Here is a 25,338-nt window from a genome sequence, read left to right on the forward strand (position 1 = left end):
CGGCAAGAGCGCCCCTATCTTGAGACGAAAGTTCGAGAAGCGGGTCGCGATCAGCGCATATCGCTGACGGCCTCCTGGATATCGTGCAGCGGCGCCTTGGACAGGTCCTTGTCGAGGGTATGGATGATCAGCTTGCTGGTCGGTCCGTCGAGCTTGTCGCGCAGCACGCCGAGGAAGCGCGGCGGGGCGACCAGGATCAGCTTGTCCATGCTGTTGTCGACCCGGGCCTTGTAGATGCGCTCGGCGATCTGCTTGGCGAAGATCTCGGCCTCATGGTCCAGGGCGACACTGTCGCCACGGCTGGCGCGACGCGTATGCGCCGTCGACTCGTCGACGCTGCCAGTGGCCCCGGTGACCAGGTCGCCCTCGTGCAGGCGCCCCTCGGCGTGCACCAGGCTCTCCCTCTCCTCCAGCTTGAGCGCATCGCGGGTGAACACGCGCGCCCGCGCCGCATCGGCCACCACGATATACGTTGTCATAGCCTCTCCTTGAGTCGGGTTGAAGGAAGATGCCCGCCATCCCGTTGCGGGCGATCTTCCTTCAACATGGCAAGCAGACTCCGCAGGGTCAACCGGCTACAGCACCCTGCTGCGCAGCAGGCTGGTGACCGCCTCGCCGAGCAGCACCAGGACGATGATGGCGATCAGGATGGTGGCCACGGTGGGCCAGGCGAAGGTGTCGATGGCGCCCTGCAGGATCACCCCGATGCCGCCGGCGCCCACCAGGCCCAGCACCGTCGATTCGCGGATGTTGATGTCCCAACGCAGGATGACGATGGCGAAGAAGGCAGGCATCACCTGGGGCACGACGGCGTAGGCGATCACCTTGGCCTTGGAGGCGCCGGTGGCCTCCATCGCCTCCACCGGGCGGCGGTCGATCTCCTCGATCGCCTCGCCCATCAGCTTGCCGATGAAGCCCACCGAGCGGAACATGATGGCGAGTATCCCCGCCAGCACCCCCGGACCGAAGATCGCCACGAACAGCAGCGCCCAGATGATGGTGTTCACCGAGCGGCTGGCGACCAGGATGAAACGGCCCAGCCACAGGCAGGCGCGATTGGGGGTGGTGTTCTGCGCGGCGATGTAGGAGACCGGCAGGGCGATGAAGATGGTCAGCGCGGTGGCCAGCGTGGCGATGTGCACCGTCTCGAGCATCGCATTGACGATCGCTGCCAGCCGCGAGGGGTCCGGCGGCCACATGCGCGCCCCGAGGCTGGAGATCTGGTTCGGGGCATCCCACACCCAGGGCCAGAAGATGTCGATGTCGCGCACCGCCCAGTAGACCACCATCACGGTGGCCAGCAGCACGCCGTAGCGGATCAGGCGCTGCCTGCCGTCGTAGCGTCGCCAGACGCGCTGTGCCAGGGCCTCGGCGTGATCTACCATATCTTCTTCCTCACCCAGCCGCTGATGCCCTCGCTGATCAGGATCACGACGATGACCGTGAACAGGATGGCGAAGGCGAAATCGTAGTCGTAGCGCCCGAAGGCGTTCATCAGGGTACCGCCGATGCCCCCGGCGCCGACGATGCCGACCACCGCCGAGGCACGCAGGTTGCTGTCGAGCTGGTACATCGAGAGCCCCACCTGGCGCGGCAATATCTGCGGGAAGACGGCATAGACCAGGGTCGCGAGGTAGCCCGCCCCGGTCGCCTTCATCGCCTCGACCTGGCCCCAGTCGATCTCCTCGATCTCCTCGGCCAGCAGCTTGCCGACGAAGCCGATCGAGTAGATCGTCAGCGTGAGGATGCCGGCCAGGGGGCCGAAGCCCACCGCGGCGACGAACAGGATGGCGACGATCACCGGATGGAAGCTGCGCGAGACGATGATGACCGCGCGGCCGAACAGGTAGATGGGCCTGGGCGCGACATTCCTGGCCGCCATCACCGCAAAGGGGATCGACAGCGCCACCCCCAGCAGCGTGGCCAGGAGGGCGATCTGGAAACTCTCCTTGAAGCCGGTGATCAGCAGGCCGCTGCGCTCGAAGCTGGGCGGGAAACCGCCGCCGAAGATGCGCGCCGCCCGCGGCAGCCCCTCGCTGATGCGAGCCCAGTTGAACGGCAGAGAGCCGAAGGCCCAGACCAGGTAGGCGATCACCGCCAGCCACAGGCCGTAGCGCAGCAGCGGATTGGCGATGAAGGGCGGCTTGCGCCAGGCGCGCGGCGCGACGGCCGCGTCAGGTCGAGTCATGCGCCACCCCCTGCGTCGAGCGACCGGGCTCCTGGGTGATCTCCTCCTCGGCCGTCTCGATGCCGCCATAGATGGCGTCCAGCGCCTCCTTGTCGAAGTCGGCCGGCGTGCCGTCGAAGATCATGCGCCCATGGCGCAGGCCGACGATGCGCTCGGTATAGGCCTTGGCCTGGGCCACGTTGTGAATGTTGATCAGCACCGGCAGCGAGAGCTCCCGGGCCAGGCTCTGCAGCAGCTTCATGATCTGCTCGGAGGTACGCGGGTCGAGCGACGCCGTGGGTTCGTCGGCGAGCAGGATCTCCGGCTCCTGCATCAGCGCCCGCACCACGCCGACGCGCTGGCGCTCGCCGCCGGAGAGTTCGTCGGCGCGCTTGTTGGCGTAGTGGGCGATGCCCACCCGCTCCATCAACTGGAAGGCGCGCTCGATGTCGCGCTGGGGGTAGCGCCGGGTGATCGCCTGGAACAGGTTGACGTAGCCGAGCCTGCCGGCCAGCACGTTCTCCATCACCGTCAGGCGGTCGATCAGGTTGAAGCCCTGGAAGACCATGCCGATCTTGCGTCGGGCCCGGCGCAATTCGCGCCCGCGCAGGGTCACCAGCTCGGTGCCGTTGAGCCGGATCGAGCCCGAGGTCGGCTCCACCAGGCGGTTGATACAGCGCAGCATGGTGCTCTTGCCGGCCCCGGAGGCACCGACGATGGACACCACGCTGCTGCCCTCCACCGTCAGGTCCAGCCCCTCCAGCACCGGCTTGTCACGGCCGTAGCGCTTGACCAGTCTCGAAATCTCCAGCATTCGTCCACCTCACGTTGCAAGGAAAGGAGCGCCCCCGGCGATGCCGGGGGCGCTGGCGCCGGGCGCCAGGCTCACTCCTGTTCCAGGTCTTCGCGGGTGTAGCTCACGCCGTTGGCTTCCTGGATGGTACGGATGACCTTCCAGTGCTCCTCGTAGTTGATGGGAATGAACTTCTCGACGCCGTCGAACTCCTCGCCCAGCTCGGTGCCCTCGAAATCGAACGAGAAGAAGGCCTCCTCGATCTTGTCGACCAGGTCGGGGTGCAGATTGTGCGCGTAGGTGTAGGAGGTGGTCGGGAAGCGATCCGACTCGTAGATCATGCGCACCTCCTCGGGGTCGTAGAGACCGCGAGCGGCCATGCGCTCGACCACCTCGGACGCCACCGGCGCGGCGTCGTAGTCGCGCGCGACCACGCCCAGCATCGACTGGTCGTGGCTGCCGGAATAGGTCACCTCGTAGTCCTCGTCGGGCACGACCCCCTCTTCGGGGAACAGCGCGCGCGGCGCCTGGTTGCCGGAGTTGGAGGTCGGCGAGGTGTGGGCGATGCGCTTGCCCTTGAGGTCCTCCATCTCCTCGATGTCCGAGTCGACATGGGTGTAGACCTGCAGCGTATAGCCGAACTGGCCGTCGTCGGAGCCCATCAGCGCAAAGGGCACCGCCCCGGCCAGGTTGACGGCGAACGGCGTCGGCCCGGTGGAGAAGCCGGCGATGTGCAGCCGTCCGCTGCGCATCGCCTCGACCTGGGCCGAGTTGGACTGCACGGCGAAGAAGCGTACGTCGCGGCCGGTCACTTCCTGCAGGTGATCGATGAAGGGCTGCCAGATGTCGGCGTAGATCGCCGGGTCCTCGACCGGGGTGTAGGCGAAGATCAGCGTGTCGGGGTCGGCCCACTCGGACTCGTCGGCCGGGCGGTCGGCGACCAGGTCGCCGTCCTCGTCGCAGTAGAGCTCGTCGAGGTCGCCGCGCTCGCAGTCCGACTGGGCCTGAGCCTGGGCCGATACCAGCAGGGCCAGCGGCAGCAGCGAGGAAAGTGCCAGGATGGCGAAGGGGGAACGACCGAAGGGGTTGGATATTGTCATTGGCGTGTCTCTCTGTATCACTGTCATTATGTTGTTGTCAGCGACGGCGGGGGCGAAAACGCCCACAGGATCCGCTCGCCCTGCTCGAAAGCGAACACGACACCACTCGAATGCTCGCAAACGAAACTAACCACCAATCTAGGTAGTATGACGAGACGATGTCAATCCGATTTCACCCGGCCCCGGGGCCCCGACACAACCGCTACCTGCTGATGCGCCACGGCCACAGCCAGGCCAATGCCCGGCGCCTGATCATCAGCACCCCGGCCCGGGGGCTCGCGGCGTTCGGTCTCTCCGAGCAGGGCGAGGCGCAGCTGGCCACGCTGCTCGCCGGCTGGCGCTGGCCGGCACCGACCCGCATCCTGCACTCCGACTTCCTCCGCACCACGCAGACCGCACGGCGAGTGGCCGCTCACTTCGGCCTCGAGCCGCAGCCCGAACCGCGCCTGCGCGAGCGCGACTTCGGGGAGTTCGAGGGCCTCGCGGACAGCTATTACGACGCGGTCTGGGCCCATGACGCCCGCGACCCCGAGCATCGCGAACATGGCGTCGAGAGCGTGGCCAGCGTCGCCGCCCGCATGCAGGGGGTGATCGCCTCGCTGGAACAGGCGCTGCGCGGCGAGACGGTGCTGCTGGTAAGCCACGGCGACCCGCTGCAGATCATGTTGACCGCACTGGAAGGCCGCCTGCTGACGGAGCACCGCGGGCGCGAGGCGCTGCGTCCGGCCAGCATCACTGTGCTCGACTGAGCGCGAGCCGCGGACGGGCGACGTAACGGCTGACGCTCGTCGCGTTCTGGGTTAGCATCGAACCGCCGGCAGGGATGTCGGCCAGTTCATCGTACTGCGCTGCATCCACGGGAGGAGCCCGATGCGACAGTTCCTGTTTCCCCGCCGCCCGCTGTCACGCGGCGTTCTGCTCTTCAGCCATCTCGTGCTCCAGCTCGGCCTGCTGGCAGGCGCCGCGCTGTGGCTGCTGCCACTGACACCCTGGGCCAGCGCCATCGGCTGGGACCAGGCCTGGCCCGACCTGGCACTGGGCGCCGGGCTGTGGCTGGCCGCGACCCTGGTCCTGCGCCTGCTCCTCGAGCTCTGCCTGCTTCCGCATCATCTGGGCAGCCGGGCCGGCTTCGCCCCGGGCGACGTGGTCACCCGTTCCTTCGAGCGCCGGCCGGCGGTGCACGACGACCAGGCGGCCTGGACCAGCGAGGCACGCCCGCTGGAGACCGAGCCCAGCGTGCTGGGCAACGCCCGCGTGACGCGCCCCGCCGAGCCGCTCAAGCCCCAGGGCAGCCTCTGACCCAGCCGGGCCGCGCGGCCGCTGCCTGGGCGGCAGGCGCGGCCGGATCCGCGCAACACGGCGGACCCGACGGGCCGCTGCCTCAGTGGCCGAGGATCTGGCTGAGGAACAGCTGGGTACGCTCGGACTGCGGGTCATTGAAGAAGGGCTCCGGCGCGTTCTCCTCGATGATCTGGCCCTGGTCCATGAAGATCACGCGGTCGGCCACGGTCTTGGCGAAGCCCATCTCGTGGGTCACGCAGAGCATGGTCATGCCCTCCTTGGCCAGCTCCACCATGACGTCGAGCACCTCCTTGATCATCTCCGGGTCGAGCGCCGAGGTGGGTTCGTCGAACAGCATCACCTCGGGGTGCATGCACAGCGAGCGGGCGATCGCCACGCGCTGCTGCTGGCCGCCGGAGAGCTGCCCCGGATACTTCCTCGCCTGCTCGGCAATCCGTACGCGCTCGAGATAGCGCATGGCCTGCTCCTCGGCCTCGCGGCGCGGCTTCTTCTGCACCCACATCGGCGAGAGGCAGCAGTTCTCCAGCACCGTCAGGTGCGGAAACAGGTTGAAGTGCTGGAACACCATGCCCACGTTGCGGCGGATCTGCTCGATGCGCTTGACGTCCTGGGTCAGCGGAATGCCGCCGACCACGATCTCGCCGGACTGATGCTCCTCGAGGTGGTTGATGCAGCGGATCAGCGTCGACTTGCCCGAGCCCGACGGCCCGCAGATGACGATCCGTTCGCCGCGCCGGACCTCGAAGTCGATGTCGCGCAGCACGTGGAAGTCGCCGTACCACTTGTTGACGCCGCGCATCTCGACCATCGGGGTCCCGCTGCCGGCCTGGGTTGCTTGCTCAGTCATTGTTCTCGTTCCTCACCGCTTGTGGCCGGTATGCAGTTTTCTTTCCAGATATTGGCTGTAGCGCGACATGCTGAAGCAGAAGATCCAGAACATGAACGCGGCGAACACGTAGCCCTCGAGCGAGAAGCCCAGCCAGCGGGAGTCCGACAGCGCCGCCTGGACGATGCCCAGCAGGTCGAACAGCCCGATGATCATGACCAGGGTAGTGTCCTTGAACAGCGAGATGAAGGTGTTGACGATGCCGGGGATCATCATCTTCAGCGCCTGGGGCAGCACGATCAGGCCCATGCGCATCCAGTAGCTCATGCCCAGCGCCGCCGCCGCCTCCTCCTGGCCGCGCGGGATCGCCTGCAGGCCGCCGCGGATGACCTCGGCCATGTAGGCGCTCTGGAACAGGGTGATGCCGATGAAGGCGCGGATCAGGCGGTCGACGCTGACCCCGGTCGGCATGAACAGCGGCAGCATCACCGAGGCCATGAACAGCACCGTGATCAGCGGCACGCCGCGCCAGAACTCGATGAACACCACGCAGAAGCTCTTGACGATGGGCATCTGCGAGCGGCGCCCCAGGGCCAGCAGGATGCCGATCGGCAGCGCCCCGACCATGCCCACCACGGCCAGCACCAGCGTCAGCATCAGCCCGCCCCAGCGGTGGGTTTCCACCAGCGGCAGGCCAAAGTGGCCGCCGTAGAGCATGAAGTAGGCAAACACCGGGAAGACCACCAGCACCGCCACCGCCACCCAGCGCTTGTACGGCAGCCGCGGGAGCGCCAGCCAGGCGATCAGCGCGGCGAAGGTGACGAACGTCACGTCGACCCGCCAGATCTCTCCGCGAGGATAGAGGCCGTAGATGAACTGGGTGAAACGGGCGCTGACGAACACCCAGCAGGCCCCCTCGCGAGAGCAGTCGTCACGCGTGGTGCCGATCCAGTCGGCGTTGAGGAAGGCCCATTGGATCGTGGGCGTCAGCAGCAGGTAGAGCAGGTAGAGCCCGAGCAGGGTGAAGAAGCTGTTCACCGGCCCGCTGAACAGGTTGGCCCGCAGCCAGGCCAGCGGCCCCACGGTGCTCCTGGGCGCGGGGCGGGGCGCTATCATCTTGTGTTGTATCGTCATGGCGCTCTCCTAGCGTTCCACCAGCGCCACGCGGGCGTTGAACCAGTTCATGAACATCGACACCAGCAGGCTGATGGTGAGGTAGACCGCCATGGTCATGGTGATGACCTCGATCGCCTGGCCCGTCTGGTTGAGGGTGGTGCCGGCGAACACCGAGACCAGGTCGGGGTAGCCGATGGCCGTGGCCAGCGAGGAGTTCTTGATCAGGTTGAGGTACTGGCTGGTGAGCGGCGGAATGATCACGCGCAGGGCCTGCGGCACCACCACCAGGCGCAGCACCAGGTTCCGGGGCAGGCTCAATGCCTGCGCGGCCTCGGTCTGGCCGTGAGGAATCGCCTGGATGCCCGAACGCACGATCTCGGCAATGAACGAGGCCGTGTAAATGGAGAGCGCCAGCCACAGCGCCAGGAACTCGGGGATCACGGTGAAACCGCCGCGGAAGTTGAAGCCACGCAGCTCCGGCACGTCCCAGGTCACCGGCACCCCGGTCACCACCAGCACCAGCAGCGGCAGGCCGAGGATCAGGCCCAGCGAGATCCAGCCCGCCGGCAGGCGCTTGCCGGTGGCCTCGTGGCGGCGCCGGTTCCAGATCGACAGCACGATGCTGGCCACGATGGCCACGCCGAAGGCCAGGGGAATGAATCCGAAACCGGACAGGAACTGCGGTTCGGGCAGAAACAGTCCACGCACATTGAGAAAGGCCACTTCGCCCAGGGTCATGCTGTCCCGAGGACTGGGCATGGCGCGCAGCACGGCGAAGTACCAGAAGAAGATCTGCAGCAGCAGCGGGATGTTGCGGAAAATCTCGATATAGGCGTTGGCCAGCCTGGCGATCAGCCAGTTGGGCGACAGTCGGGCGATACCCACGGTAAAGCCGATGATCGTCGCCGCGAGGATCCCCAGCGCGGAGACCATCAGGGTGTTGAGCAGACCCACCACGAAAGTACGGCCATAGGTACTCTGGGATGAGTAGTCGATCAGGCTCTGGACGATACCGAAGCCGGCGGTATTGGTCAGGAAACCGAAGCCGGTGGTGATGCCGCGTGCGGCGAGGTTGTCCTGGGTATTGCCGATGATGTAGAGCAGGAAGGCCGCGACCGCGGCGACCAACAGCAGCTGAAAGGTCAGCGCACGCTTGGCGCGATCACGCCAGAAGGGCGGTTTTGGGCCCAGCGAGTGGACCTTGGGTCGAACGGGCATGAAGGGACTCTCCGCCTGGATCCGTCAAGCAGGTATCAGCCGGCCGGCCCGGGATGTGCCCGGGCCGGGGGCAGTACGAGGATCGGGGCATCGTCGCGATGCCCCGAGGCGGTACGATCAGCGAATCGGCGGAGCGTACTGGATGCCGCCGTCGGTCCAAAGCCGGTTCAGGCCACGCTCGATCTCGAGCGGGGAGTCCATGCCCACGTTGCGGTCGTAAGCCTCACCGTAGTTGCCCACCTGCTTGATGATGTTGTAGGCCCAGTCGGCGTCGAGGCCCATCGCCTCGCCGTAGTTGCCGTCCTCGCCCAGCAAACGTGCAATGTTGGGATCCTCGGAGCCGCGCATCTCGTCGACGTTGTCGCTGGTGATGCCATACTCCTCGGCGTTGAACATGGCGAACAGAGCCCATTTGACGATGTTGAACCACTTGTCGTCGCCCTGGCGCACCACCGGGCCCAGGGGTTCCTTGGAGATGACCTCAGGGAGGATCACGGCGTTGTTGGGATCGGAGAGCTGAATGCGCAGCGCCGCCAGCTGTGAGGTATCGGAGGTCAGCACATCGCAGCGACCAGCCTCGAAGCCCCCTACGGTCTGCTCGGAGGTATCGAAGACGATGGGGTCGAACTCCATGCCGTTGGCGCGGAAGTAGTCGGCCAGGTTGAGCTCGGTGGTGGTGCCGGACTGGGTGCAGATCGCCGCGCCATCGAGTTCTTCGGCGCTGCTGATGCCCAGATCCTTGGAAACCAGGAAGCCCTGACCATCGTAGAAGGTCACGCCGGTGAAGTTGAGCCCCAGGGTGGTGTCGCGGGTAGCAGTCCAGGTGGTGTTGCGCGAGAGCACGTCCACTTCACCCGACTGCAGCGCGGTGAAGCGCTCCACGGCGTTCAGCGAGATGTAGCGCACCGCCTCGGAATCGCCGAACACCGCCGCTGCCACGGCGCGGCAGACGTCGACATCGAGACCCTGCCATTCGCCCTCGTCGTCGGGCGCCGAGAAGCCCGGCAGGCCGTCGCTGACGCCGCACTGCACGGTGCCGCGCTCGCGGGTGTCGTCCAGGGTGTCGGCGGAAGCCACGGCGGCGGTTCCCAGGGCCAGGGCCGCTGCGGAGCCGAGCAGAAGCCACTTGTTGTTGTTGTCGCGCATGAAAGGATCCCTCGTTGGTTCTGTTGTCTGTTGGACGATGCATGCCGAAGCATGTGCCAGCACCTTAGCAAGGTTTGTTCCAATGCGGGGATAGCGCAGGCAAAACCCTTATTCAACGCTCGTGCCGAAGCATATCCAGCCTCAACCATCGCCTCATTGTGGTGCGCCGGCGGTTCGCGCGCAGCGCCGGTCGGCGGCGTGGGCCAGACGACAGCGCGCCCCCGCCGGCAGAGCCTGCGGGGGCGCGTCGCAAGGGGGGCCGCCGTGCCGGGTGGTGCCCGGCGCGGGGGCTCGTCGTCAGTGCCGGATGAGGTAGTCGAAGGCGCCCAGCGCGGCCTTCGAGCCCTCGCCCATGGCGATGACGATCTGCTTGTAGGGCACGGTGGTGACGTCGCCGGCGGCGAAGATGCCGGGCACCGAGGTCATGCCCCGCTCGTCGACCACGATCTCGCCGCGGGCGGAAAGCTCGATCGACGAATCGGTCAGCCACTCGGTATTCGGCACCAGGCCGATCTGGACGAAGATGCCTTCCAGCTCGAGGCGCTTGATCTCGCCGCTGGCGCGCTCTTCGAAGGTCAGGCCGGTGACGCGGCTGCCGTCGCCGTTCACCTCGGTGGTGCGTGCGCCCTTGATGACCTCGACGTTGGGCAGGCTGGCGAGCTTCTTCTGCAGCACCGCGTCGGCGCGCAGCTCGTCCATGAACTCGATCAGCGTCACGTGGCCGACGATGCCGGCCAGGTCGATGGCCGCCTCGACGCCGGAGTTGCCGCCGCCGATCACCGCCACGCGCTTGCCCTTGAACAGCGGGCCGTCGCAGTGGGGGCAGTAGGCCACCCCCTTGTTGCGGTACTCGGCCTCGCCGGGCACGTTCATCTCGCGCCAGCGAGCGCCGGTGGAGAGGATCAGCGTCCTGCTCTTGAGGCGGGCGCCGGACTCGAACACCACCTCGTGCTCGCCGCCCTGGTCGGCCGCCGGCACCAGCTCCACCGCACGCTGCAGGTTGATGATGTCGGCTTCATACTGCTTGACGTGCTCCTCCAGCGCCGCGGCCAGCTTGGGGCCTTCGGTGTAGGGCACCGAGATGAAGTTCTCGATCGCCATGGTGTCGAGCACCTGGCCGCCGAAACGCTCGGCCGCCACGCCGGTGCGGATGCCCTTGCGCGCGGCGTAGATGGCCGCCGCGGCGCCGGCCGGGCCGCCGCCCACCACCAGCACGTCGAACGCAGGCTTGTCGTTGAGCCTGGCCGCCTCGCGCTGGGCCGCACCGGTGTCAACCCTGGCCAGGATCTGCTCCAGGCTCATGCGACCCTGGTCGAAGGGTTCGCCGTTGAGGTAGATGCTCGGCACCGACATCACCTGGCGCTCCTCCACCTCGTCCTGGAACAGCGCGCCGTCGATGGCGACGTGGCGCACCTTCGGGTTGAGGATCGCCATCAGGTTGAGCGCCTGCACCACGTCGGGGCAGTTCTGGCAGGAGAGCGAATAGTAGGTCTCGAAGTGAAGTTCGCCCTCGAGCGCCTTGATCTGGTCGATCTTGTCGTCGTCGACCTTGGGCGGGTGGCCACCGACCTGCAGCAGGGCCAGCACCAGCGAGGTGAACTCGTGGCCCATGGGGATGCCGGCGAAGACCAGGCCGGTGTCCTCGCCGGGACGGTTCAGCGCGAAGGAGGGCTTGCGCGCATCCTCGCCGTCCAGGCGCAGGGTGATCTTGTCGCACAGGCCGGCGATGTCCTTGAGCAGCCCATGGAGCTCCTGGGATTTCGCGCCGTCATCGAGGGATGCGACGATCTCGAACGGCTGCGTGACCTTCTGCAGGTAGGCTTTTAGCTGACTTTTCAGATTGTCGTCCAACATGACAGCGGTTTCCTTCATGTCCGGGCTGGAAAGAGGGCAAAACGCCACCTGAACGTCGACCCAGGGTCGGCGCAGGATGGGGCTTGCAGGGATCGGAAAATCGCCCGGGCAGCACGTGCCCGGGCGGGAACCGTCACGAGGTCAGGGGATCACCTCGTGGGCCTTGGCAGACCGCTTAGATCTTGCCGACCAGGTCCAGGGACGGAGCGAGAGTCTCTTCGCCTTCCTTCCACTTGGCCGGGCAGACCTCGTTCGGGTTGTTGCGCACGTACTGGGCCGCCTTGACCTTGCGCAGCAGCTCTTCGGCGTTACGGCCGATGTTGCCGGCGTTGATCTCGACGATCTGGATCTTGCCGTCGGGGTCGACGACGAAGGTGCCGCGCTCGGCCAGGCCGGCGTCCTCGATCAGCACTTCGAAGTTGCGCGAGATCTGCAGGGTCGGGTCGGCCAGCATCGGGTACTGCAGCTTGCCGATGGTCTCGGAGCTGTCGTGCCACGCCTTGTGGGTGAAGTGGGTGTCGGTGGAGACGCTGTAGATCTCGACGCCCAGCTTCTTGAACTCGGCGTAGTTGTCCGCCAGGTCGCCCAGCTCGGTGGGGCAGACGAAGGTGAAGTCGGCCGGGTAGAAGAAGAAGACGCTCCACTGGCCTTTCAGGTCGGCCTCGGTCACGTCGATGAACTCGCCATTGTGGTAGGCAGTGGCTTTGAACGGCTTGACTTCGGTATTGATCAGGGACATTCAGCAAAGCTCCATGTCATGGGTGGGTGATCCGAATACGGGGCACATCATATCCATCGCAACCGATAGGCGAAAATTGATTGCCGCCATGGTTCCGATAAGAGCTGTCTATGGTGGCACCGCGCGGTCATTGCAAGGCCACCGCCTCTCCCTTACGGTTCAGCGCCAGGAAACCCTGGGTATTGCCCATTTGCAGGGATTCGACCATGCGCTGCAGCTGACGTTCGACGGTGTCGTCGGACGCCGCCTGGCCGCCGCTGCCCGACAGCGCGCCGACGAAGACGATGTCCCACTCGATCCCGGTGCGCCGCGACTCCGCCTCCAGCGCCGCCATGTCGCTGAGTTCGTTCGGCGTCTTGTCGACGCACAGCACCGGGGTGAGCACGCCCCCCTCCCCCTGCTCGAAGCGCTCGCGCTGCTCCGCGGTGGGGTTGTCGGGCAGCTCGGCGCGAGCGAAGACGAACAGCAGCCGCTGGGGCTCGGACTGGCGGCGTGCCTCTTCCAGCAGATCGGCGAAACGGGAAATGGACAAGGCGGACCTCCAGAGGTAGAAGCCCCGAGCGGGGCGAAGTGTGGGAGCGCCGATCTGGCGGCGTATCGGACACGATAGCGCATCCGCCGCCCCCCTGTGCCTGATCTGGGTCAGTGTCCCGCTTGTTCCCGTGGCGGGAAGCGCGCCAGCACTTCCCGCCGCTCATCGTCGCGCCGTATCTCCAGCGGTAGCAGCGTGCCCGGCGGCTGGCGGCGCACCAGCCGAATCAGGTCAGTGGGACGCGTCAGCACCTCACCCGCCGCGCGCAGAATGAGGTCGCCCTGCGCGAGGCCGGCCTGCTCCGCCACCGAGCCCGCGACCACGTCCTCCACCGCGACGCCCCGCTCGGCGGCGGCCAGCAGGATACCCAGCTGCGGCGGTGCGGCCTGTGGCCCGTCGAGTTCCGCCATGCCGAACACCGCCTGCGCCACGCCGGCCGGCGGCGGCTCGCACGCCGCGTCCGCCGCCGGCCACGGCAGCAGGGTGGCGTGCTCCCCGAGGCCCAGGTCGTCGAGCTGGTGGGGCACGCCGTGGCCGAACCGCAGGTGCCCCTGGCCGACCAGGCCCACCACCAGCTCGGCCTCGTCGGCGGCCTCGGCAAGCCCCGCGGCCATCGCCCGGTCCCACACCAGCTGCGCCGCGATGAAGCGCTCGACGCTCGCTCCGTCCCCGGAGTCGGCGTGCTGGGCGTGGGCCTCAGCCAGTCGCTCGCGGTAGTCGGGCGGAGCCTCGGCCGGGGGGGTGATGCCGAAGCGCTCGGCTTCCGGCACCGCCTGCCAGCCCGCCTCGACCAGCCGCTCGCGCAGCTCGGGGGTCACGTTGAGGGCCTTGAGCGGTACGCGATTAAGGCGGGCGAAGTGCAGGATCGGCAGGTAGAGTTCGGGGTCGAAGCCCCAGGCGTCGTACCAGTCGCTCGCCGCGAGGAAGGCCGCCTCGTCCAGTTCGCCCGCGACCCAGGCGTCCAGCGCCGGCTGCGCCTCGCGGGGCAGCATTTCCAGGCCGATCGCCATGTCCGGGCGCAGCGCGTGGAGCCCGGCCAGGGTGTGCAGCTGCCAGCGGTGGTGGTCCATGCGGTCGTGCTGTTCGCCGAGCAGCACCACGTCGCGCTCGGCCAGTTCGGCGAGCAGCGCGACGCTCTCCAGGCGCTCGCCGCCGGGCTGGCGCCATTGGCCGGGGTCGGGGCAGGTATCGGCGTGCAGCGGCAGCGGCGCCAGGCTCAGGCCGGCCGCCACGCCCAGCACACGGAACAGGGCGAACGCGTCTTGCATCGGCATCTCCCAAGCTGGCTGCCATCATGATGGCGTATTGCACACCACCTGGCAGCATCAGGCAGCCTCCTGCGGCATCTCGTCGCCATTGCCCTCCTCGAAATGGAATTCCAGCTGGGTCGGCTCCAGGCGCGGGTCGAGCTCGGCGAAGTGCGGTGTCTCCAAGGTCGGCACCGCCACGAAGGGCTCCTGCTCGACCTCTTCGACCGGCACCCCCGGGCGGCGGCGCAGGCGCAGTGCCACGAACAATGCCAGCGTGAGCGAGGCTCCGCCGAGGAAGACCCACAGCCCGTCGGGCCCCAGCAGTTGCATGACCAGGGACGCCGAGAACGGGCCGATGATCGAGCCGATGCCATACCAGATCATCAGCTTGGCATTGGCGGCGACGATCTCGCCGGGCTCCAGCCAGTCGTTGGTGTGGGCCAGGCTCAGGGCATAGAGGGTATGCAGCATGGCGGTATGGAAACAGGCCACCAGCACCAGCAGCCAGAAGTCGATACGCACCAGCATCGACACCAACGCGCCCGATATGGTCATCACCACGGCCATGCCGAGGATCACCTTGCGCCGGTCGATACGGTCGGAGAGGCGCCCAAGCCCCCACTGGGCGAACAGCGCCACCATGGTGGTGATCGCCATGAAGCGAGCCGTCTCGCCCGTGCTCAGGCCGATCTCCTGGCCATAGAAGGGGGTCATGGCGAAGAACGACTGCACCATCAGCCCGGCGGTGAAGGCACCGACCAGCCCCACCGGGGCGCGCTGGAACAGTGCCTTGAGGCGGATCTTCTGCGGCTGGATGTCGTGGGTCTGGCGCGGGCCATGAATGCGCACGATCGACAGCGGCACCAGCGCCAGGGCGAACAGCATGCCGACGATGGAGAACAGCGCCGGCCCGGCCGGGTCGGCCAGGTTGAGCATCCACTGCCCGCCGGCCAGCGACAGGGTCGAGATGATCATGTACAGCGCCAGTACCCGGCCGCGGTTGTCGTTGGTCGACTCCCCCGAGACCCACGACTCCATCACCATCAGCATGCCCGCCGTGGCCACCCCGCCGAGCAGGCGCCAGGCCAGCCAGGTCCAGGGGTTGACCCACAGGCCGTGGAGCATGGCGGTGACTGCCAGGATCCCCGCGCAGGCGGCGAACACGCGGATGTGGCCGACGCTGCGGATGCGCTTCTCGAGCAGGTAGCTGCCCAGCACGAAGCCCAGCGAGAAGCTCGACATCAGCAGGCCGGCCATGTGCGAGGGAAAGCCCTCGATGGACATGCGCACCCCGAGCAGGGTCATGATCAGGCCATGCCCGAGCAGGAAACTGATTTCGCAGACGAAGAGGATCGGAAGGGTCGCCGGCAGACTGCGCAAGAGGTCACTCCGTTGACGTCGGTGAAGGCGCCGCGGGCAGCGCCTGCCCGAGGCTCGCATGAGTTACAGGCCTGAGTGTAGGAAGCCCCCTCCGCACCCTGCCAGTCCGTACGCGGTTCGCTGTCGCCTGGGCCGCGGTCGGTCTACGCTGATAGGGGTCACGGTCGAGCGCAGGAGGAACTCATGGCAAGGACGCGCAACTCGGCATGCCGGCGCCGGGTCTGGCTGGCCGCCCTGCCGGCCGCCGTCTGGCTGACCGTCGCCGGGGCGGAGGAGCGGACGGCATCGCCCGGCGGGGGCGAGGCGGGCCAGGGCCCCGCCGAGACCATCGAGCCGCCCGACGTCGACACCGGCCAGTACGGCACCAGCAGCGGCATCACCCACTCGGAGATGGACCAGGAGGAGGAGGGCTCCGGCAGCGGCCAGACCCAGGGTGACGACATGCACCAGACCCCCGCGGCGGGGTCCGACGCCGGCCCCATCTACGAGGTCGAAGCTCCCGAGCGCGAGGAGCAACCCGAGCAGGAGGCGCTGCCCGACGAGCCGCTGGGCGCCGAGGATGAGGGCCGCCGGGAGAACGGCGAGCCGCAGAGCAGCAATGAAGATTGACGTGCCTTGGTTACCCATCGTGACAAGACGACCGGCAGCGACCGACGAGACCCGCTACGCTTTGCGTAGCGCCAGGCGCCGCCCACCGAGCTGCGCCGGAGACGCGTGACACGAACGCGTGCAACGAGACCGACAGCAATGCCAACCACGCACAACAGAGGGTACAGGAACCAGGCAGGAGGCCCCCATGACCCTTCGGGTGACACGTAGACAGTTCTTCAAACTCGGCGCGGCGGGAATGGCCACGTCCAGCATGGCCATGATGGGGTTCGCCCCTGAACCCGCCGTGGCCTCCATCCGCCATTTCAAGCTCACCGGCGCCAAGATCACGCGCAGCAACTGCACCTACTGCTCGGTGGGCTGCGGCGTGCTGCTCTACAGCCGCGGCGACGCGGCGATCAACGTCGTCGACGACATCTATCACGTCGAAGGCGACCCGGACCACCCGGTGAGCCGCGGCTCGCTGTGCCCCAAGGGCGCCGGGCTGCTCGACTACATCCAGAGCGACTCGCGACTGCGCTATCCCCAGGTGCGCGAGCCCGGCAGCGACGAGTGGCGGCGGATCTCCTGGGACGAGGCCTTCGATCGCATCGCCCGGCACATGAAGGACGACCGCGATGCCAACTTCGTCACCGACGACGAGGACGGCAACAGCGTCAATCGCTGGACCACCACCGGCATGCTGGCGGCCTCGGCCTCGACCAACGAGACCGCCTACCTGACACACAAGGTGGTACGCAGCCTCGGCATGGTGGCATTCGACAACCAGGCGCGCGTCTGACACGGACCGACGGTGGCAGGTCTTGCCCCAACATTCGGTCGCGGTGCCATGACCAACCACTGGGTCGACATCCGCAATGCCGACCTGATCATCGTGATGGGCGGCAACCCCGCCGAGGCGCACCCGGTGGGCTTCCGCTGGGTGATGGAAGCGCGTGAGCACAACGATGCTCGGCTGGTGGTGGTGGACCCCCGCTTCAACCGCACGGCGGCGGTGGCGGACGACTACGCCGAGATCCGCACCGGCACCGACATCGCCTTCCTCGGCGGGTTGATCCACTACCTGATCGAAAACGACCGCATCCAGCGCGACTACGTGCGTGCCTATACCGATGCCAGCCTGATCGTCAGCCCCGAGTTCGGCTTCGAGGACGGCCTGTTCACCGGCTACGACGCCGACAGCGGCGAGTACGACAAGGCGAGCTGGCAGTACGAGTACGACGACGAAGGCCACGCCCGGCGCGACGCGTCGCTCGAGCACCCACGCTGCGTCTTCCAGCTGATGCGCCGCCACTACAGCCGCTACACCCTCGACGTGGTGAACTCGGTATGCGGCACGCCGCGCGAGAAGATCCAGCGGGTCTGGGACGCGATCGCCGAGACCGCCGCGCCCGACAAGACCATGACCTTTCTCTATGCGCTGGGCTGGACGCAGCACTCGATCGGCTCGCAGATCATCCGCACCGCGGCCATCGTCCAGCTGCTGCTGGGCAACATGGGCATGCGCGGCGGCGGGGTCAACGCCCTGCGCGGGCACTCCAACATCCAGGGCCTGACCGACCTCGGCCTGCTCTCCAACCTGCTGCCCGGCTACCTGACGCTGCCGCGCAGCGACGAGCAGGACTACGAGGAGTACATCCTGGAGCGGGCCCGTCCGCCCCTGGTTCCCGACGAGGTCTCCTACTGGCGCCACTACGAGCGCTTCCACGTCAGCCTGATGAAGGCGTGGTTCGGCGCCGCGGCCCGCGAGGAGAACGACTGGTGCTACGACTGGCTGCCGAAGCTCGGCACCCCGATCTATGACATCCTGCACACCTTCGAGCGGATGCATCAGGGCGAGGTGAACGGCTACATCTGCCAGGGCTTCAACCCGCTGGCGGCGTTCCCGCACAAGGCCAAGATCACCGCGTCGCTGTCGCGGCTGAAGTTCCTGGTGGTGATCGATCCCCTGCGCACCGAGACGGCGGAGTTCTGGAAGAATCACGGCGACTATCACGACGTGGACCCGGCCGAGATCGACACCGAGGTGTTCCGCCTGCCGACCACCTGCTTCGCCGAGGAGGACGGCACCATCGTCAACAGCTCGCGCTGGCTGCAGTGGTTCTGGGCCGCGGCGCCCCCGCCAGGCGAGGCGCGCGCCGACACGGCGATCATGGCGGGTATCTTCCTGCGCCTGCAGCAGCTCTACCGGGAGGAGGGCGGCGCCTTCGCCGATCCGCTGCTCAACCTGCACTGGCCCTACCGCCGCCCCGATGAGCCCAGCCCAGAGGAGCTGGCGCGCGAGTACAACGGCTGGGCGCTGGAGGACGTGCGCGACGAGGAGCGCAACCTGGTGATCCGCGCCGGCGAGCAGGTCGAGGATTTCGGCATGCTGCGCGCCGACGGCTCCACCGCCTGCGGCTGCTGGCTGTTCGCCGGCTGCTGGACCGAGGGCGGCAACCAGATGGTGCGCCGCGACAACTCCGACCCCTACGGCACCGGCCAGACGCTGGGCTGGGCCTGGTCGTGGCCGGCCAACCGCCGCATCCTCTACAACCGTGCCAGCGCCCGGCCCGACGGCACGCCCTGGGCGCCGGGCAAGGCCGTGGTGTGGTGGAACGGCCAGCGCTGGGTCGGCAACGACGTGCCCGACTTCCCGCCCACCTCCGCCCCCGACGACGGCCAGGCGCCGTTCATCATGAACCAGACCGGACGCGGTCAGCTGTTCGCCCGCGACCGCATGAACGAAGGGCCCTTCCCCGAGCACTACGAGCCCTTCGAGACGCCGATCGCCAACAACCCGCTGCACCCGGACAACCCCCTGGCCAAGCACAACCCGGGAGCCCGCGTGTTCGAACGGGACCGCGAGAACTTCGGCACCTTCGAGGAGTTCCCCCACGCCGCGACCAGCTATCGCCTGACCGAGCACTTCCACTACTGGACGATGCACAACCGGCTCAACGCCATCGCCCAGCCGGAGAAGTTCGTCGAGATCGGCGCGAGCCTGGCCGAGGAACTGGGTATCGCCAAGGGCGACCGCGTGCGGGTCAGCTCCAAGCGCGGCTACATCGAGGCCGTGGCGGTGGTGACCAAGCGCATCCGTCCGCTGCAGGTCGCCGGCCAGACGGTTCACCAGGTCGGCATCCCGCTGCACTGGGGCTTCCTCGGCGAGACGAAGAAGTCCTACCTGACCAACACCCTGACGCCATCCGTCGGCGACGCCAATACCCAGACGCCGGAATACAAGTCGTTCCTGGTGCGGGTCGAGAAGCTATAGGGCCAGGGAAAGGACCAAGGAGGCGAGAATGCGAGGAGACCAGATCAACCTGCAGAACGTCATCGCCCGCTCGGCGACCCAGGAGCCCTCCCCCCAGGAGCGCAGCGGCGGCGTCGAGCGCGTGACCAAGCTGATCGACGTGTCGCGCTGCATCGGCTGCAAGGCGTGCCAGGTCGCCTGCGCCGAGTGGAACGACCTGCGCGACGAGGTGGGCAACAACGAGGGGGTCTACGACAACCCGCTCGACCTCACCCCCGACACCTGGCAGGTGATGCGCTTCGACGAGCACGAGGACGAGCAGGGCAACCTGGAGTGGCTGATCCGCAAGGACAACTGCATGCACTGCGCCGAGCCGGGCTGCCTCGAGGCCTGCCCGGCCCCCGGGGCCATCGTGCAATACGCCAACGGCATCGTCGACTTCAACTCGGAGCACTGCATCGGCTGCGGCTACTGCGTGTCGGGGTGCCCCTTCGACGTGCCGCGCATCTCGAAGAAGGATCACAAGGCCTACAAGTGCACGCTGTGCTCCGACCGGGTGTTCCACGGCCTGGAGCCGGCCTGCGTGAAGTCGTGCCCCACCGGCTCGATCATGTTCGGCACCCGCGAGGAGATGCTCGACCTGGCCGAGACCCGCACGAGCTTCCTCAAGGGTCGCGGCTTCGACAACGCCGGGGTCTACAACCCCGAAGGGGTCGACGGCACCCACGTGATCTACGTGCTGCAGCATGCCGACCGGCCGGGGCTCTACAGCCACCTGCCCGAGGACCCGCGCATCAGTCCGCTGGTCGACGCCTGGAAGGGCGTGACCAAGCCGCTGGCGTCGGTGGCGATCGGCATCTCCGCCCTGACCGGCTTCGTCCACTACGTCACCGCCGGGCCCAAGGAGCACGGCGAGGAGGACGAGGCGGCGGTGCGCGAGGACGACGCCCGCGAACGCGAACGGGAGGAACGCCCATGAGCCTGGCCAAAACGGATCCCCCACTGCAGCGCTACAGCGTCTGGAACCGGCTCAACCACTGGCTCGTCGCGATCAGCTTCGTGCTGCTGGTGTTGAGCGGGCTGCCCTTCTTCCACCCCTTCTTCTGGTCGCTGACGGCACTGTTCGGCGGGCCGACCATGACCCGCATCCTGCACCCCTACATCGGCCTGTTCATGACGCTGATGTTTCTCGTCATGGCGGTCGCCTTCTTCAAGGAGAGCCTGATCAAGCGCCGCGACCTCCAGTGGCTCAGGCAGATCCGCGACGTGCTGGCCAACCGCGACGAGCGGCTGCCGCCGGTGGGCAAGAACAACGCCGGCCAGAAGCTGGTCTACTGGCTCATGCTCGGCTGCATCGTCCTGCTGCTGGTCACCGGCCTGCTGATCTGGCAGCCCTATTTCGCCGGGGCCGTTCCCATCACGCTGCGCCGGCTGGCGTCCCTGGCGCATGCCTTCGTCGCCTTCCTCGCCATCCTCACCCTGATCATCCACGTCTACTCGGGTATCTGGGTCAAGGGCTCGTTCCAGGCCATGGTGCGCGGCCGGGTCAGCTGGGCCTGGGCGCGCCACCACCACGGCTTGTGGTACGAGGAGGAGCGCGAGAAGGCGCGCCAGCAACGCGCGATCCGCCGCCGCCACGACACGCCCACGAACCGACAGGAGTCGCCGTGACCCACGCCTTCGGCAATGCCCCCGCCGGGATGATGCAGCCCCCCGAGGTGCGCCTGCCCGACGACGATCACTTCGCCCGCCGCGCCCGGCGCCTGCAGGAGCTCGCCGGACGCGTCGCCCCGCTCGGCGACTTCCTGCGCTTCATGGCCCAGCTGGCCCAGGCCCAGCAGGTGGCCCTCAAGCGCGCCGCGCCGGCCTGGCAGCCCGAGCCCCGGGCCTTCGCCCTGGCGCTCGCGCATGGCATGCCGCCGCTCAACGTGCAGGCGCTGCGCGACACCGTCGACCTCGCGGCCGAGCTCGACGCCGTGCTGGGCGCCCTAGAGCTGCACGTCGGCGAGGCCCAGCGCCCGCTGCTCGACGCCTTGCGCCGGCAGACCCCGGAGGAGAACGAGCGGCTGGCGGACGACGTGCTCGCCGGCGCGGCCGGCGACGAGCGCACCCGCGGGCTGATGCCGCTGGTGGCCGCCGCGCTGCAGGTGGCCTGGCTGCGCCTGGCGCGCTCCCTGCCCCAGCCTCCGCCACGCCCGGTCGGCGAGGCGCGCACCCTGTGCCCCAGCTGCGGTTCGCCGCCGCTGGCCAGCGTGATCGAAGCCGACCCGCGCTACAACGGCGTGCGCTACCTGCAGTGCGGGCTGTGCGCCACCCAGTGGTACCTGGAGCGCGCCATCTGCAGCGTCTGCGAGCAGAGCGGCAAGCTCGACTACCTGAGCCTGGCGCAGGAGAGCGACGAGGCCGCGCCCCTGCCGGCCCAGGCCGAGGCCTGCGGCGACTGCGGCAGCTACCTCAAGATCTTCCCGCGCACGCTCGACGCCGGGGCCGAGCCGCTGGCCGACGACCTCGCCAGCCTCGCGCTCGACCTGCTGCTCGACGAGGAGGGACGCTACCGACGCAGCGGGGCCAACCCGCTGCTGATCGTCGAATAGCCACTCCCGCATGGACGCCCCCCGGTCGGACATGCTATGCCATAGGGATGACCCACCCCATCTGGACGGATCAGCGACCCCGGCATGGACATGACGACAATGGACGTTCGACGCAGCCTGCCCGCGGTGGACACACTGCTGGCCCACCCCCAGGTGCAGGAGGCCCGCAAGCGCTACGGCCACCGCCTCGTCCGGCGGGCCGTTCGCCAGACCCTGGACGCGATCCGCCGCGACCTGGTGCCGCCGGCTTCTTCCGCCGCCGTCGGCGTGGACGACCTGGCGCGGCGAGTACTGGAGTGCCTCGCCGAGCTGGCCCGGCCGGCCAGCCGCGCCGTGTTCAACCTCACCGGCACGGTGATCCACACCAACCTCGGCCGTGCGCCGCTCGCCGAGGCGGCCGTCGCGGCGATGACCGAGGCCGCCCGCCACCCGGTGGCGCTGGAATATGACCTCGACAGCGGCAGCCGGGGCGACCGCGACCGCCTCGTCGAGGGCCTGCTGTGCGAGCTGACCGGCGCCGAGGCGGCCACCGTGGTCAACAACAACGCCGGTGCCGTGCTGCTGGCGCTGGGCGCGCTGGCCGCCGGCCGCGAGGCGCTGATCTCGCGCGGCGAGCTGATCGAGATCGGCGGCGCCTTCCGCATGCCCGACATCATGGCCGCGGCGGGCTGTCGCCTGCGTGAGGTGGGGACCACCAACCGCACCCATGCGCACGATTTCGAGGCCGCCATCGGCGAGCACACGGGCCTGATCGTCAAGGCCCACACCTCGAACTACGCCATTACCGGCTTCACCCGCTGCGTCCCCGAGACCCGCCTGGCGGAGATCGCCCACGCCCATGGCCTGCCCTTCCTGATCGACATGGGCAGCGGCGCGCTGGCCGACTTCGCCACTCTCGATTTGCCCCACGAACCGCAGCCGGGCGACGCCATCGGCGCCGGCGCCGACGTGGTCACCTTCAGCGGCGACAAGCTGCTGGGCGGCCCCCAGGCCGGCATCCTCGTCGGCCGCCGTGACCTCATCGAGAGGATCAGGCGCCACCCGCTCAAGCGTGCCCTGCGCCTGGACAAGCTGACCCTGGCCGCGCTCGAGGCGACGCTGCGCCTCTACCGCGACAGCGACGTCCCCCAGCACGACATTCCCACCCTGGCCCTGCTGACCCGCACGGAGGACGACATCGCCGCCACCGGCGAACGGTTGTTGCCCCGGGTCGGCGAGCTGCTGGCGAGCTTCGAGGTGACGCTGGCACCCTGCGCCAGCCAGCTCGGCAGCGGCTCGCTGCCGGTGGACCGGCTGCCCAGCCGGGCGCTGGTATGGCGTTCGCGGGCCGAGAAGCGCCGCCAGCGCGAGCGCGAGATCCACCGCCTGGAGGTCGCCCTGCGCCGCCTGCCGCGTCCGGTCATTGGGCGGATCAAGGATGGCGCGCTGCTCCTCGACCTGCGCTGCCTGGAGGGAGCGCTGGCGGAAGCCGCCTTCATCGACCAGCTCGCGCAATTGCCCCGCCTCTACGACGCCACCGACGATCACGGCGAGGGGCCGCCGTGATCGTCGGTACCGCCGGCCACGTCGACCACGGCAAGACCGCCCTGATCCGTCGGCTCACCGGCATCGACACCGACCGGCTGAAGGAGGAGAAGGCGCGCGGGCTGACCATCGAGCCCGGCTTCGCCTACCCCGAGGTGGCCGACGGCATCGAGCTCGGCTTCGTCGACGTCCCCGGCCACGTGCGCTTCCTGCATCACATGCTGGCGGGCAGCGCCGGGGTCGACACGGCGCTGCTGGTGGTGGCCGCCGACGACGGCGTCATGCCGCAGACCGTCGAGCACCTGCAGATCCTGACCCTGCTGGGGCTCGATCGCGGCCTGGTGGCGCTGACCAAGGTCGACCGGGTCGACGCCGACCGCCGCCGCCGGGTGCGCGGCGAAGTCGCCGCCCTGCTGGAAGATTCGCCGCTGGCCGCGGCGCCGATCGTCGAGGTCTCGAGCCACACCGGCGAAGGCGTGGAGGCGCTACGCGACCGGCTGTGGACGCTGGCCGCCAGGCAGCCCGAGGCCCCTGCCCGCGGCCACTTCCGCCTCGCCGTCGACCGGGTCTTCAGCAAGGCCGGCGCCGGGCTGGTGGTGACCGGCACGGCCTTCGCCGGGCGGGTGCAGGCGGGAGACAGGGTGCGCCTCGAGCCTGCCGGCATCACCGCGCGAGTGCGCAGCCTGCGCCGCCAGCATCGCGAGGGCGAGTGGGCGCAGCAGGGCGACCGCGTGGCGCTCAACCTCGCCGGTGCCGACGTCAGTCACGAGGTCATGCGACGTGGCGACTGGGTCGTGGCCGAGGCGCTGGAAACGCCGCCGCTGCGACGCCTCGACGTCCAGCTGCAGCTGCTCGACGATGCACCGCCACTCAAGCACTGGTCGCCGGTGCAGGTGCACCTCGGCGTGGGCCGCTACAACGGCCGTGTCTCGCTGCTCGAGGGGCAGCGCCTGGCCCCCGGCGAGCGCATGCTGGGTCAGCTGGTACTGGAGGCACCGGTGCACGCCTGCCTCGGCGACCGCTGCGTGGTTCGCGACCCCGCGGCGGGGATCACGCTGGGCGGCGGCACGGTGCTCGAAGGCGACCCGCCGCGGCGCGGCCAGCGCCGCCCCGAACGGCTGGCCTGGCTGGCCGCGCTGGCCGAGTGCGCCGCCGCCGTGCCGCTCGACCCGACCCCGGCGCTGCGGGAGGGGCTGCGTGGCCGGCCCGGCGGCATCGACCTGCACGCCCTGGCACGCAACGCCAATGTCGAGGTGGCGGCATTGGCCGAGGCCGTGTCGGCGCTGGGAGGGGAAACGCTGACGACCGCGCAGGCCACCCGCAGCTTCTCCGCCGAGGCCATCGCGGCGCTACAGGCCCGGCTGCTCGATACCGTCACCGCCAATCACGAGCGCGAGCCCTCGATGCTCGGCACCGAACGCGCCCGCCTGCTTCGCCAGGCCATGCCCGAGCTGCCCGAAGCGACGGGCCGGCAGCTGCTGGAGCGCCTGCTCGCGGGCGGCATGCTGGAAGCCCACGGCCCCTTCGTCGCCCGGCCGGGGCATCGCGCCACGCTGGGCGAGGAGGACGAGGCCCTGTGGCAGCGGCTGGAACCGCGCATCGCCGCGGCGCGCTACCAGCCGCCGCGGGTGCGCGACCTGGCGGCGAGCGAAGGCCTCGACGAGGGCCGCATCCGCGAGGTTCTCACCGCCTGCGCTCGCCTCGGCCGGCTCTATCAGGTGCGTCGCGACCACTTCTACCCGGCCGGAACGGTGGCCGAGATGGCCGCCGTCGCGCAGTCGCTCGAGCGCGAGCACGGCCGGATCCGCGCGGCCGCCTTCCGCGACCGCCTCGGCACCGGCCGCAAGCTGGCCATTCACATCCTCGAATTCTTTGATAAGGTAGGGTTCACGCGCCGCATCGGCGACGAGCGCGTGCTACGCCACACCGACATGTGGCAGTAGGGTCGCCCGG

Annotated in this window: 23 protein-coding genes; 9 read left to right on the plus strand and 14 right to left on the minus strand. The window is 68.6% G+C overall.

Annotated features, from left to right (window positions below):
• Positions 1-50 precede the first annotated feature (50 nt).
• From DIS04_RS16570 to phnD, 5 genes are all read right to left on the minus strand, one after another.
• Positions 51-479: a host attachment protein gene (locus DIS04_RS16570; RefSeq protein ID WP_111414896.1), complete on the minus strand. Its 429-nt coding sequence runs from the start codon at positions 477-479 to the stop codon at positions 51-53.
• 96 nt (positions 480-575) lie between these two features.
• Positions 576-1,385, minus strand: coding sequence for a phosphonate ABC transporter, permease protein PhnE (gene phnE, locus DIS04_RS16575; protein WP_111414897.1), 810 nt, complete (start codon positions 1,383-1,385; stop codon positions 576-578).
• Positions 1,379-2,188, minus strand: a complete 810-nt coding sequence (gene phnE, locus DIS04_RS16580) for a phosphonate ABC transporter, permease protein PhnE (protein ID WP_111414898.1) — start codon at positions 2,186-2,188, stop codon at positions 1,379-1,381. Before phnE (DIS04_RS16580) ends, phnE (DIS04_RS16575) begins: the two co-directional genes overlap by 7 nt.
• Positions 2,175-2,981: a phosphonate ABC transporter ATP-binding protein gene (phnC, locus tag DIS04_RS16585; RefSeq protein ID WP_111414899.1), complete on the minus strand. Its 807-nt coding sequence runs from the start codon at positions 2,979-2,981 to the stop codon at positions 2,175-2,177. The genes phnE (DIS04_RS16580) and phnC overlap by 14 nt, the downstream gene beginning before the upstream one ends.
• A gap of 71 nt (positions 2,982-3,052) precedes the next feature.
• A complete protein-coding gene (gene phnD, locus DIS04_RS16590) occupies positions 3,053-4,060 on the minus strand; it encodes a phosphate/phosphite/phosphonate ABC transporter substrate-binding protein (protein ID WP_111414900.1) in 1,008 nt (335 codons plus the stop codon).
• 158 nt (positions 4,061-4,218) lie between these two features.
• On the opposite strand from phnD, the gene DIS04_RS16595 reads away from it, so the two are divergent.
• On the plus strand, positions 4,219-4,809 hold the full coding sequence (locus tag DIS04_RS16595; RefSeq protein WP_111414901.1) for a histidine phosphatase family protein: 591 nt from the start codon (positions 4,219-4,221) through the stop codon (positions 4,807-4,809).
• Positions 4,810-4,930: 121 nt separating this feature from the next.
• The gene (locus DIS04_RS16600; RefSeq protein WP_111414902.1) at positions 4,931-5,359 is read left to right on the plus strand and encodes a hypothetical protein; all 429 of its coding nucleotides are present in this window, start codon (positions 4,931-4,933) and stop codon (positions 5,357-5,359) included.
• Between the two features lie 82 nt (positions 5,360-5,441).
• Here DIS04_RS16600 and DIS04_RS16605 read toward each other — a convergent pair whose 3' ends face one another.
• The 9 genes from DIS04_RS16605 to DIS04_RS16645 form a co-directional block, all read right to left on the minus strand.
• Complete coding sequence (locus tag DIS04_RS16605; protein ID WP_111414940.1) at positions 5,442-6,170, minus strand: amino acid ABC transporter ATP-binding protein; 729 nt, start codon at positions 6,168-6,170, stop codon at positions 5,442-5,444.
• A gap of 51 nt (positions 6,171-6,221) precedes the next feature.
• Positions 6,222-7,322, minus strand: coding sequence for an amino acid ABC transporter permease (locus DIS04_RS16610; protein ID WP_111414903.1), 1,101 nt, complete (start codon positions 7,320-7,322; stop codon positions 6,222-6,224).
• A 9-nt stretch (positions 7,323-7,331) separates the two neighbouring features.
• The gene (locus DIS04_RS16615) at positions 7,332-8,522 is read right to left on the minus strand and encodes an amino acid ABC transporter permease (protein WP_111414904.1); all 1,191 of its coding nucleotides are present in this window, start codon (positions 8,520-8,522) and stop codon (positions 7,332-7,334) included.
• 117 nt (positions 8,523-8,639) lie between these two features.
• Positions 8,640-9,668 (minus strand): amino acid ABC transporter substrate-binding protein, encoded by a 1,029-nt coding sequence (locus DIS04_RS16620; RefSeq protein ID WP_111414905.1) that lies wholly within the window; start codon positions 9,666-9,668, stop codon positions 8,640-8,642.
• A gap of 297 nt (positions 9,669-9,965) precedes the next feature.
• A complete protein-coding gene (gene ahpF, locus DIS04_RS16625; protein WP_111414906.1) occupies positions 9,966-11,522 on the minus strand; it encodes an alkyl hydroperoxide reductase subunit F in 1,557 nt (518 codons plus the stop codon).
• A 175-nt stretch (positions 11,523-11,697) separates the two neighbouring features.
• The gene (ahpC, locus tag DIS04_RS16630; RefSeq protein WP_111414907.1) at positions 11,698-12,261 is read right to left on the minus strand and encodes an alkyl hydroperoxide reductase subunit C; all 564 of its coding nucleotides are present in this window, start codon (positions 12,259-12,261) and stop codon (positions 11,698-11,700) included.
• Positions 12,262-12,388: 127 nt separating this feature from the next.
• The gene (locus tag DIS04_RS16635) at positions 12,389-12,793 is read right to left on the minus strand and encodes a ribonucleotide reductase subunit alpha (RefSeq protein ID WP_111414908.1); all 405 of its coding nucleotides are present in this window, start codon (positions 12,791-12,793) and stop codon (positions 12,389-12,391) included.
• Positions 12,794-12,903: 110 nt separating this feature from the next.
• Positions 12,904-14,061 (minus strand): ChaN family lipoprotein, encoded by a 1,158-nt coding sequence (locus tag DIS04_RS16640; RefSeq protein ID WP_111414909.1) that lies wholly within the window; start codon positions 14,059-14,061, stop codon positions 12,904-12,906.
• Between the two features lie 57 nt (positions 14,062-14,118).
• Entirely contained in the window at positions 14,119-15,423 is a 1,305-nt protein-coding gene (locus DIS04_RS16645) for an MFS transporter (RefSeq protein WP_111414910.1), read from the minus strand.
• 183 nt (positions 15,424-15,606) lie between these two features.
• Here DIS04_RS16645 and DIS04_RS16650 point away from each other — a divergent pair, with 183 nt between their 5' ends.
• The 7 genes from DIS04_RS16650 (at position 15,607) to selB (ending at position 25,328) form a co-directional block, all read left to right on the plus strand.
• Positions 15,607-16,032, plus strand: coding sequence for a hypothetical protein (locus DIS04_RS16650; RefSeq protein WP_111414911.1), 426 nt, complete (start codon positions 15,607-15,609; stop codon positions 16,030-16,032).
• 262 nt (positions 16,033-16,294) lie between these two features.
• A complete protein-coding gene (fdnG, locus tag DIS04_RS16660; RefSeq protein ID WP_479688583.1) occupies positions 16,295-19,288 on the plus strand; it encodes a formate dehydrogenase-N subunit alpha in 2,994 nt (997 codons plus the stop codon).
• 28 nt (positions 19,289-19,316) lie between these two features.
• Positions 19,317-20,246 (plus strand): formate dehydrogenase subunit beta, encoded by a 930-nt coding sequence (gene fdxH, locus DIS04_RS16665; RefSeq protein WP_111414914.1) that lies wholly within the window; start codon positions 19,317-19,319, stop codon positions 20,244-20,246.
• The gene (locus DIS04_RS16670) at positions 20,243-20,938 is read left to right on the plus strand and encodes a formate dehydrogenase subunit gamma (protein ID WP_111414915.1); all 696 of its coding nucleotides are present in this window, start codon (positions 20,243-20,245) and stop codon (positions 20,936-20,938) included. The genes fdxH and DIS04_RS16670 overlap by 4 nt, the downstream gene beginning before the upstream one ends.
• Positions 20,935-21,861, plus strand: coding sequence for a formate dehydrogenase accessory protein FdhE (gene fdhE, locus DIS04_RS16675; protein ID WP_218938184.1), 927 nt, complete (start codon positions 20,935-20,937; stop codon positions 21,859-21,861). Before DIS04_RS16670 ends, fdhE begins: the two co-directional genes overlap by 4 nt.
• A gap of 99 nt (positions 21,862-21,960) precedes the next feature.
• Positions 21,961-23,406, plus strand: coding sequence for an L-seryl-tRNA(Sec) selenium transferase (gene selA / locus DIS04_RS16680; protein WP_111414916.1), 1,446 nt, complete (start codon positions 21,961-21,963; stop codon positions 23,404-23,406).
• A complete protein-coding gene (gene selB / locus DIS04_RS16685) occupies positions 23,403-25,328 on the plus strand; it encodes a selenocysteine-specific translation elongation factor (RefSeq protein ID WP_111414917.1) in 1,926 nt (641 codons plus the stop codon). Before selA ends, selB begins: the two co-directional genes overlap by 4 nt.
• Positions 25,329-25,338: the final 10 nt, after the last annotated feature.

The organism is Billgrantia lactosivorans, assembly GCF_003254665.1.
GTDB classification, from domain to species: domain Bacteria; phylum Pseudomonadota; class Gammaproteobacteria; order Pseudomonadales; family Halomonadaceae; genus Halomonas; species Halomonas lactosivorans.

What these genes read in the sequence shown, in the direction of transcription:
- DIS04_RS16570 (WP_111414896.1), bottom strand. Translation starts at nt 479, where the DNA reads ATGACAACGTATATCGTGGTGGCCGATGCGGCGCGGGCGCGCGTGTTC.
- phnE (WP_111414898.1), bottom strand. Translation starts at nt 2,188, where the DNA reads ATGACTCGACCTGACGCGGCCGTCGCGCCGCGCGCCTGGCGCAAGCCG.
- DIS04_RS16610 (WP_111414903.1), bottom strand. Translation starts at nt 7,322, where the DNA reads ATGACGATACAACACAAGATGATAGCGCCCCGCCCCGCGCCCAGGAGC.
- DIS04_RS16650 (WP_111414911.1), top strand. Translation starts at nt 15,607, where the DNA reads ATGGCAAGGACGCGCAACTCGGCATGCCGGCGCCGGGTCTGGCTGGCC.
- DIS04_RS16670 (WP_111414915.1), top strand. Translation starts at nt 20,243, where the DNA reads ATGAGCCTGGCCAAAACGGATCCCCCACTGCAGCGCTACAGCGTCTGG.
- phnE (WP_111414897.1), bottom strand. Translation starts at nt 1,385, where the DNA reads ATGGTAGATCACGCCGAGGCCCTGGCACAGCGCGTCTGGCGACGCTAC.
- fdxH (WP_111414914.1), top strand. Translation starts at nt 19,317, where the DNA reads ATGCGAGGAGACCAGATCAACCTGCAGAACGTCATCGCCCGCTCGGCG.
- DIS04_RS16615 (WP_111414904.1), bottom strand. Translation starts at nt 8,522, where the DNA reads ATGCCCGTTCGACCCAAGGTCCACTCGCTGGGCCCAAAACCGCCCTTC.
- phnC (WP_111414899.1), bottom strand. Translation starts at nt 2,981, where the DNA reads ATGCTGGAGATTTCGAGACTGGTCAAGCGCTACGGCCGTGACAAGCCG.
- DIS04_RS16640 (WP_111414909.1), bottom strand. Translation starts at nt 14,061, where the DNA reads ATGCAAGACGCGTTCGCCCTGTTCCGTGTGCTGGGCGTGGCGGCCGGC.
- DIS04_RS16600 (WP_111414902.1), top strand. Translation starts at nt 4,931, where the DNA reads ATGCGACAGTTCCTGTTTCCCCGCCGCCCGCTGTCACGCGGCGTTCTG.
- DIS04_RS16620 (WP_111414905.1), bottom strand. Translation starts at nt 9,668, where the DNA reads ATGCGCGACAACAACAACAAGTGGCTTCTGCTCGGCTCCGCAGCGGCC.
- ahpF (WP_111414906.1), bottom strand. Translation starts at nt 11,522, where the DNA reads ATGTTGGACGACAATCTGAAAAGTCAGCTAAAAGCCTACCTGCAGAAG.
- phnD (WP_111414900.1), bottom strand. Translation starts at nt 4,060, where the DNA reads ATGACAATATCCAACCCCTTCGGTCGTTCCCCCTTCGCCATCCTGGCA.
- selA (WP_111414916.1), top strand. Translation starts at nt 21,961, where the DNA reads ATGGACGTTCGACGCAGCCTGCCCGCGGTGGACACACTGCTGGCCCAC.
- ahpC (WP_111414907.1), bottom strand. Translation starts at nt 12,261, where the DNA reads ATGTCCCTGATCAATACCGAAGTCAAGCCGTTCAAAGCCACTGCCTAC.
- DIS04_RS16595 (WP_111414901.1), top strand. Translation starts at nt 4,219, where the DNA reads ATGTCAATCCGATTTCACCCGGCCCCGGGGCCCCGACACAACCGCTAC.
- DIS04_RS16605 (WP_111414940.1), bottom strand. Translation starts at nt 6,170, where the DNA reads ATGGTCGAGATGCGCGGCGTCAACAAGTGGTACGGCGACTTCCACGTG.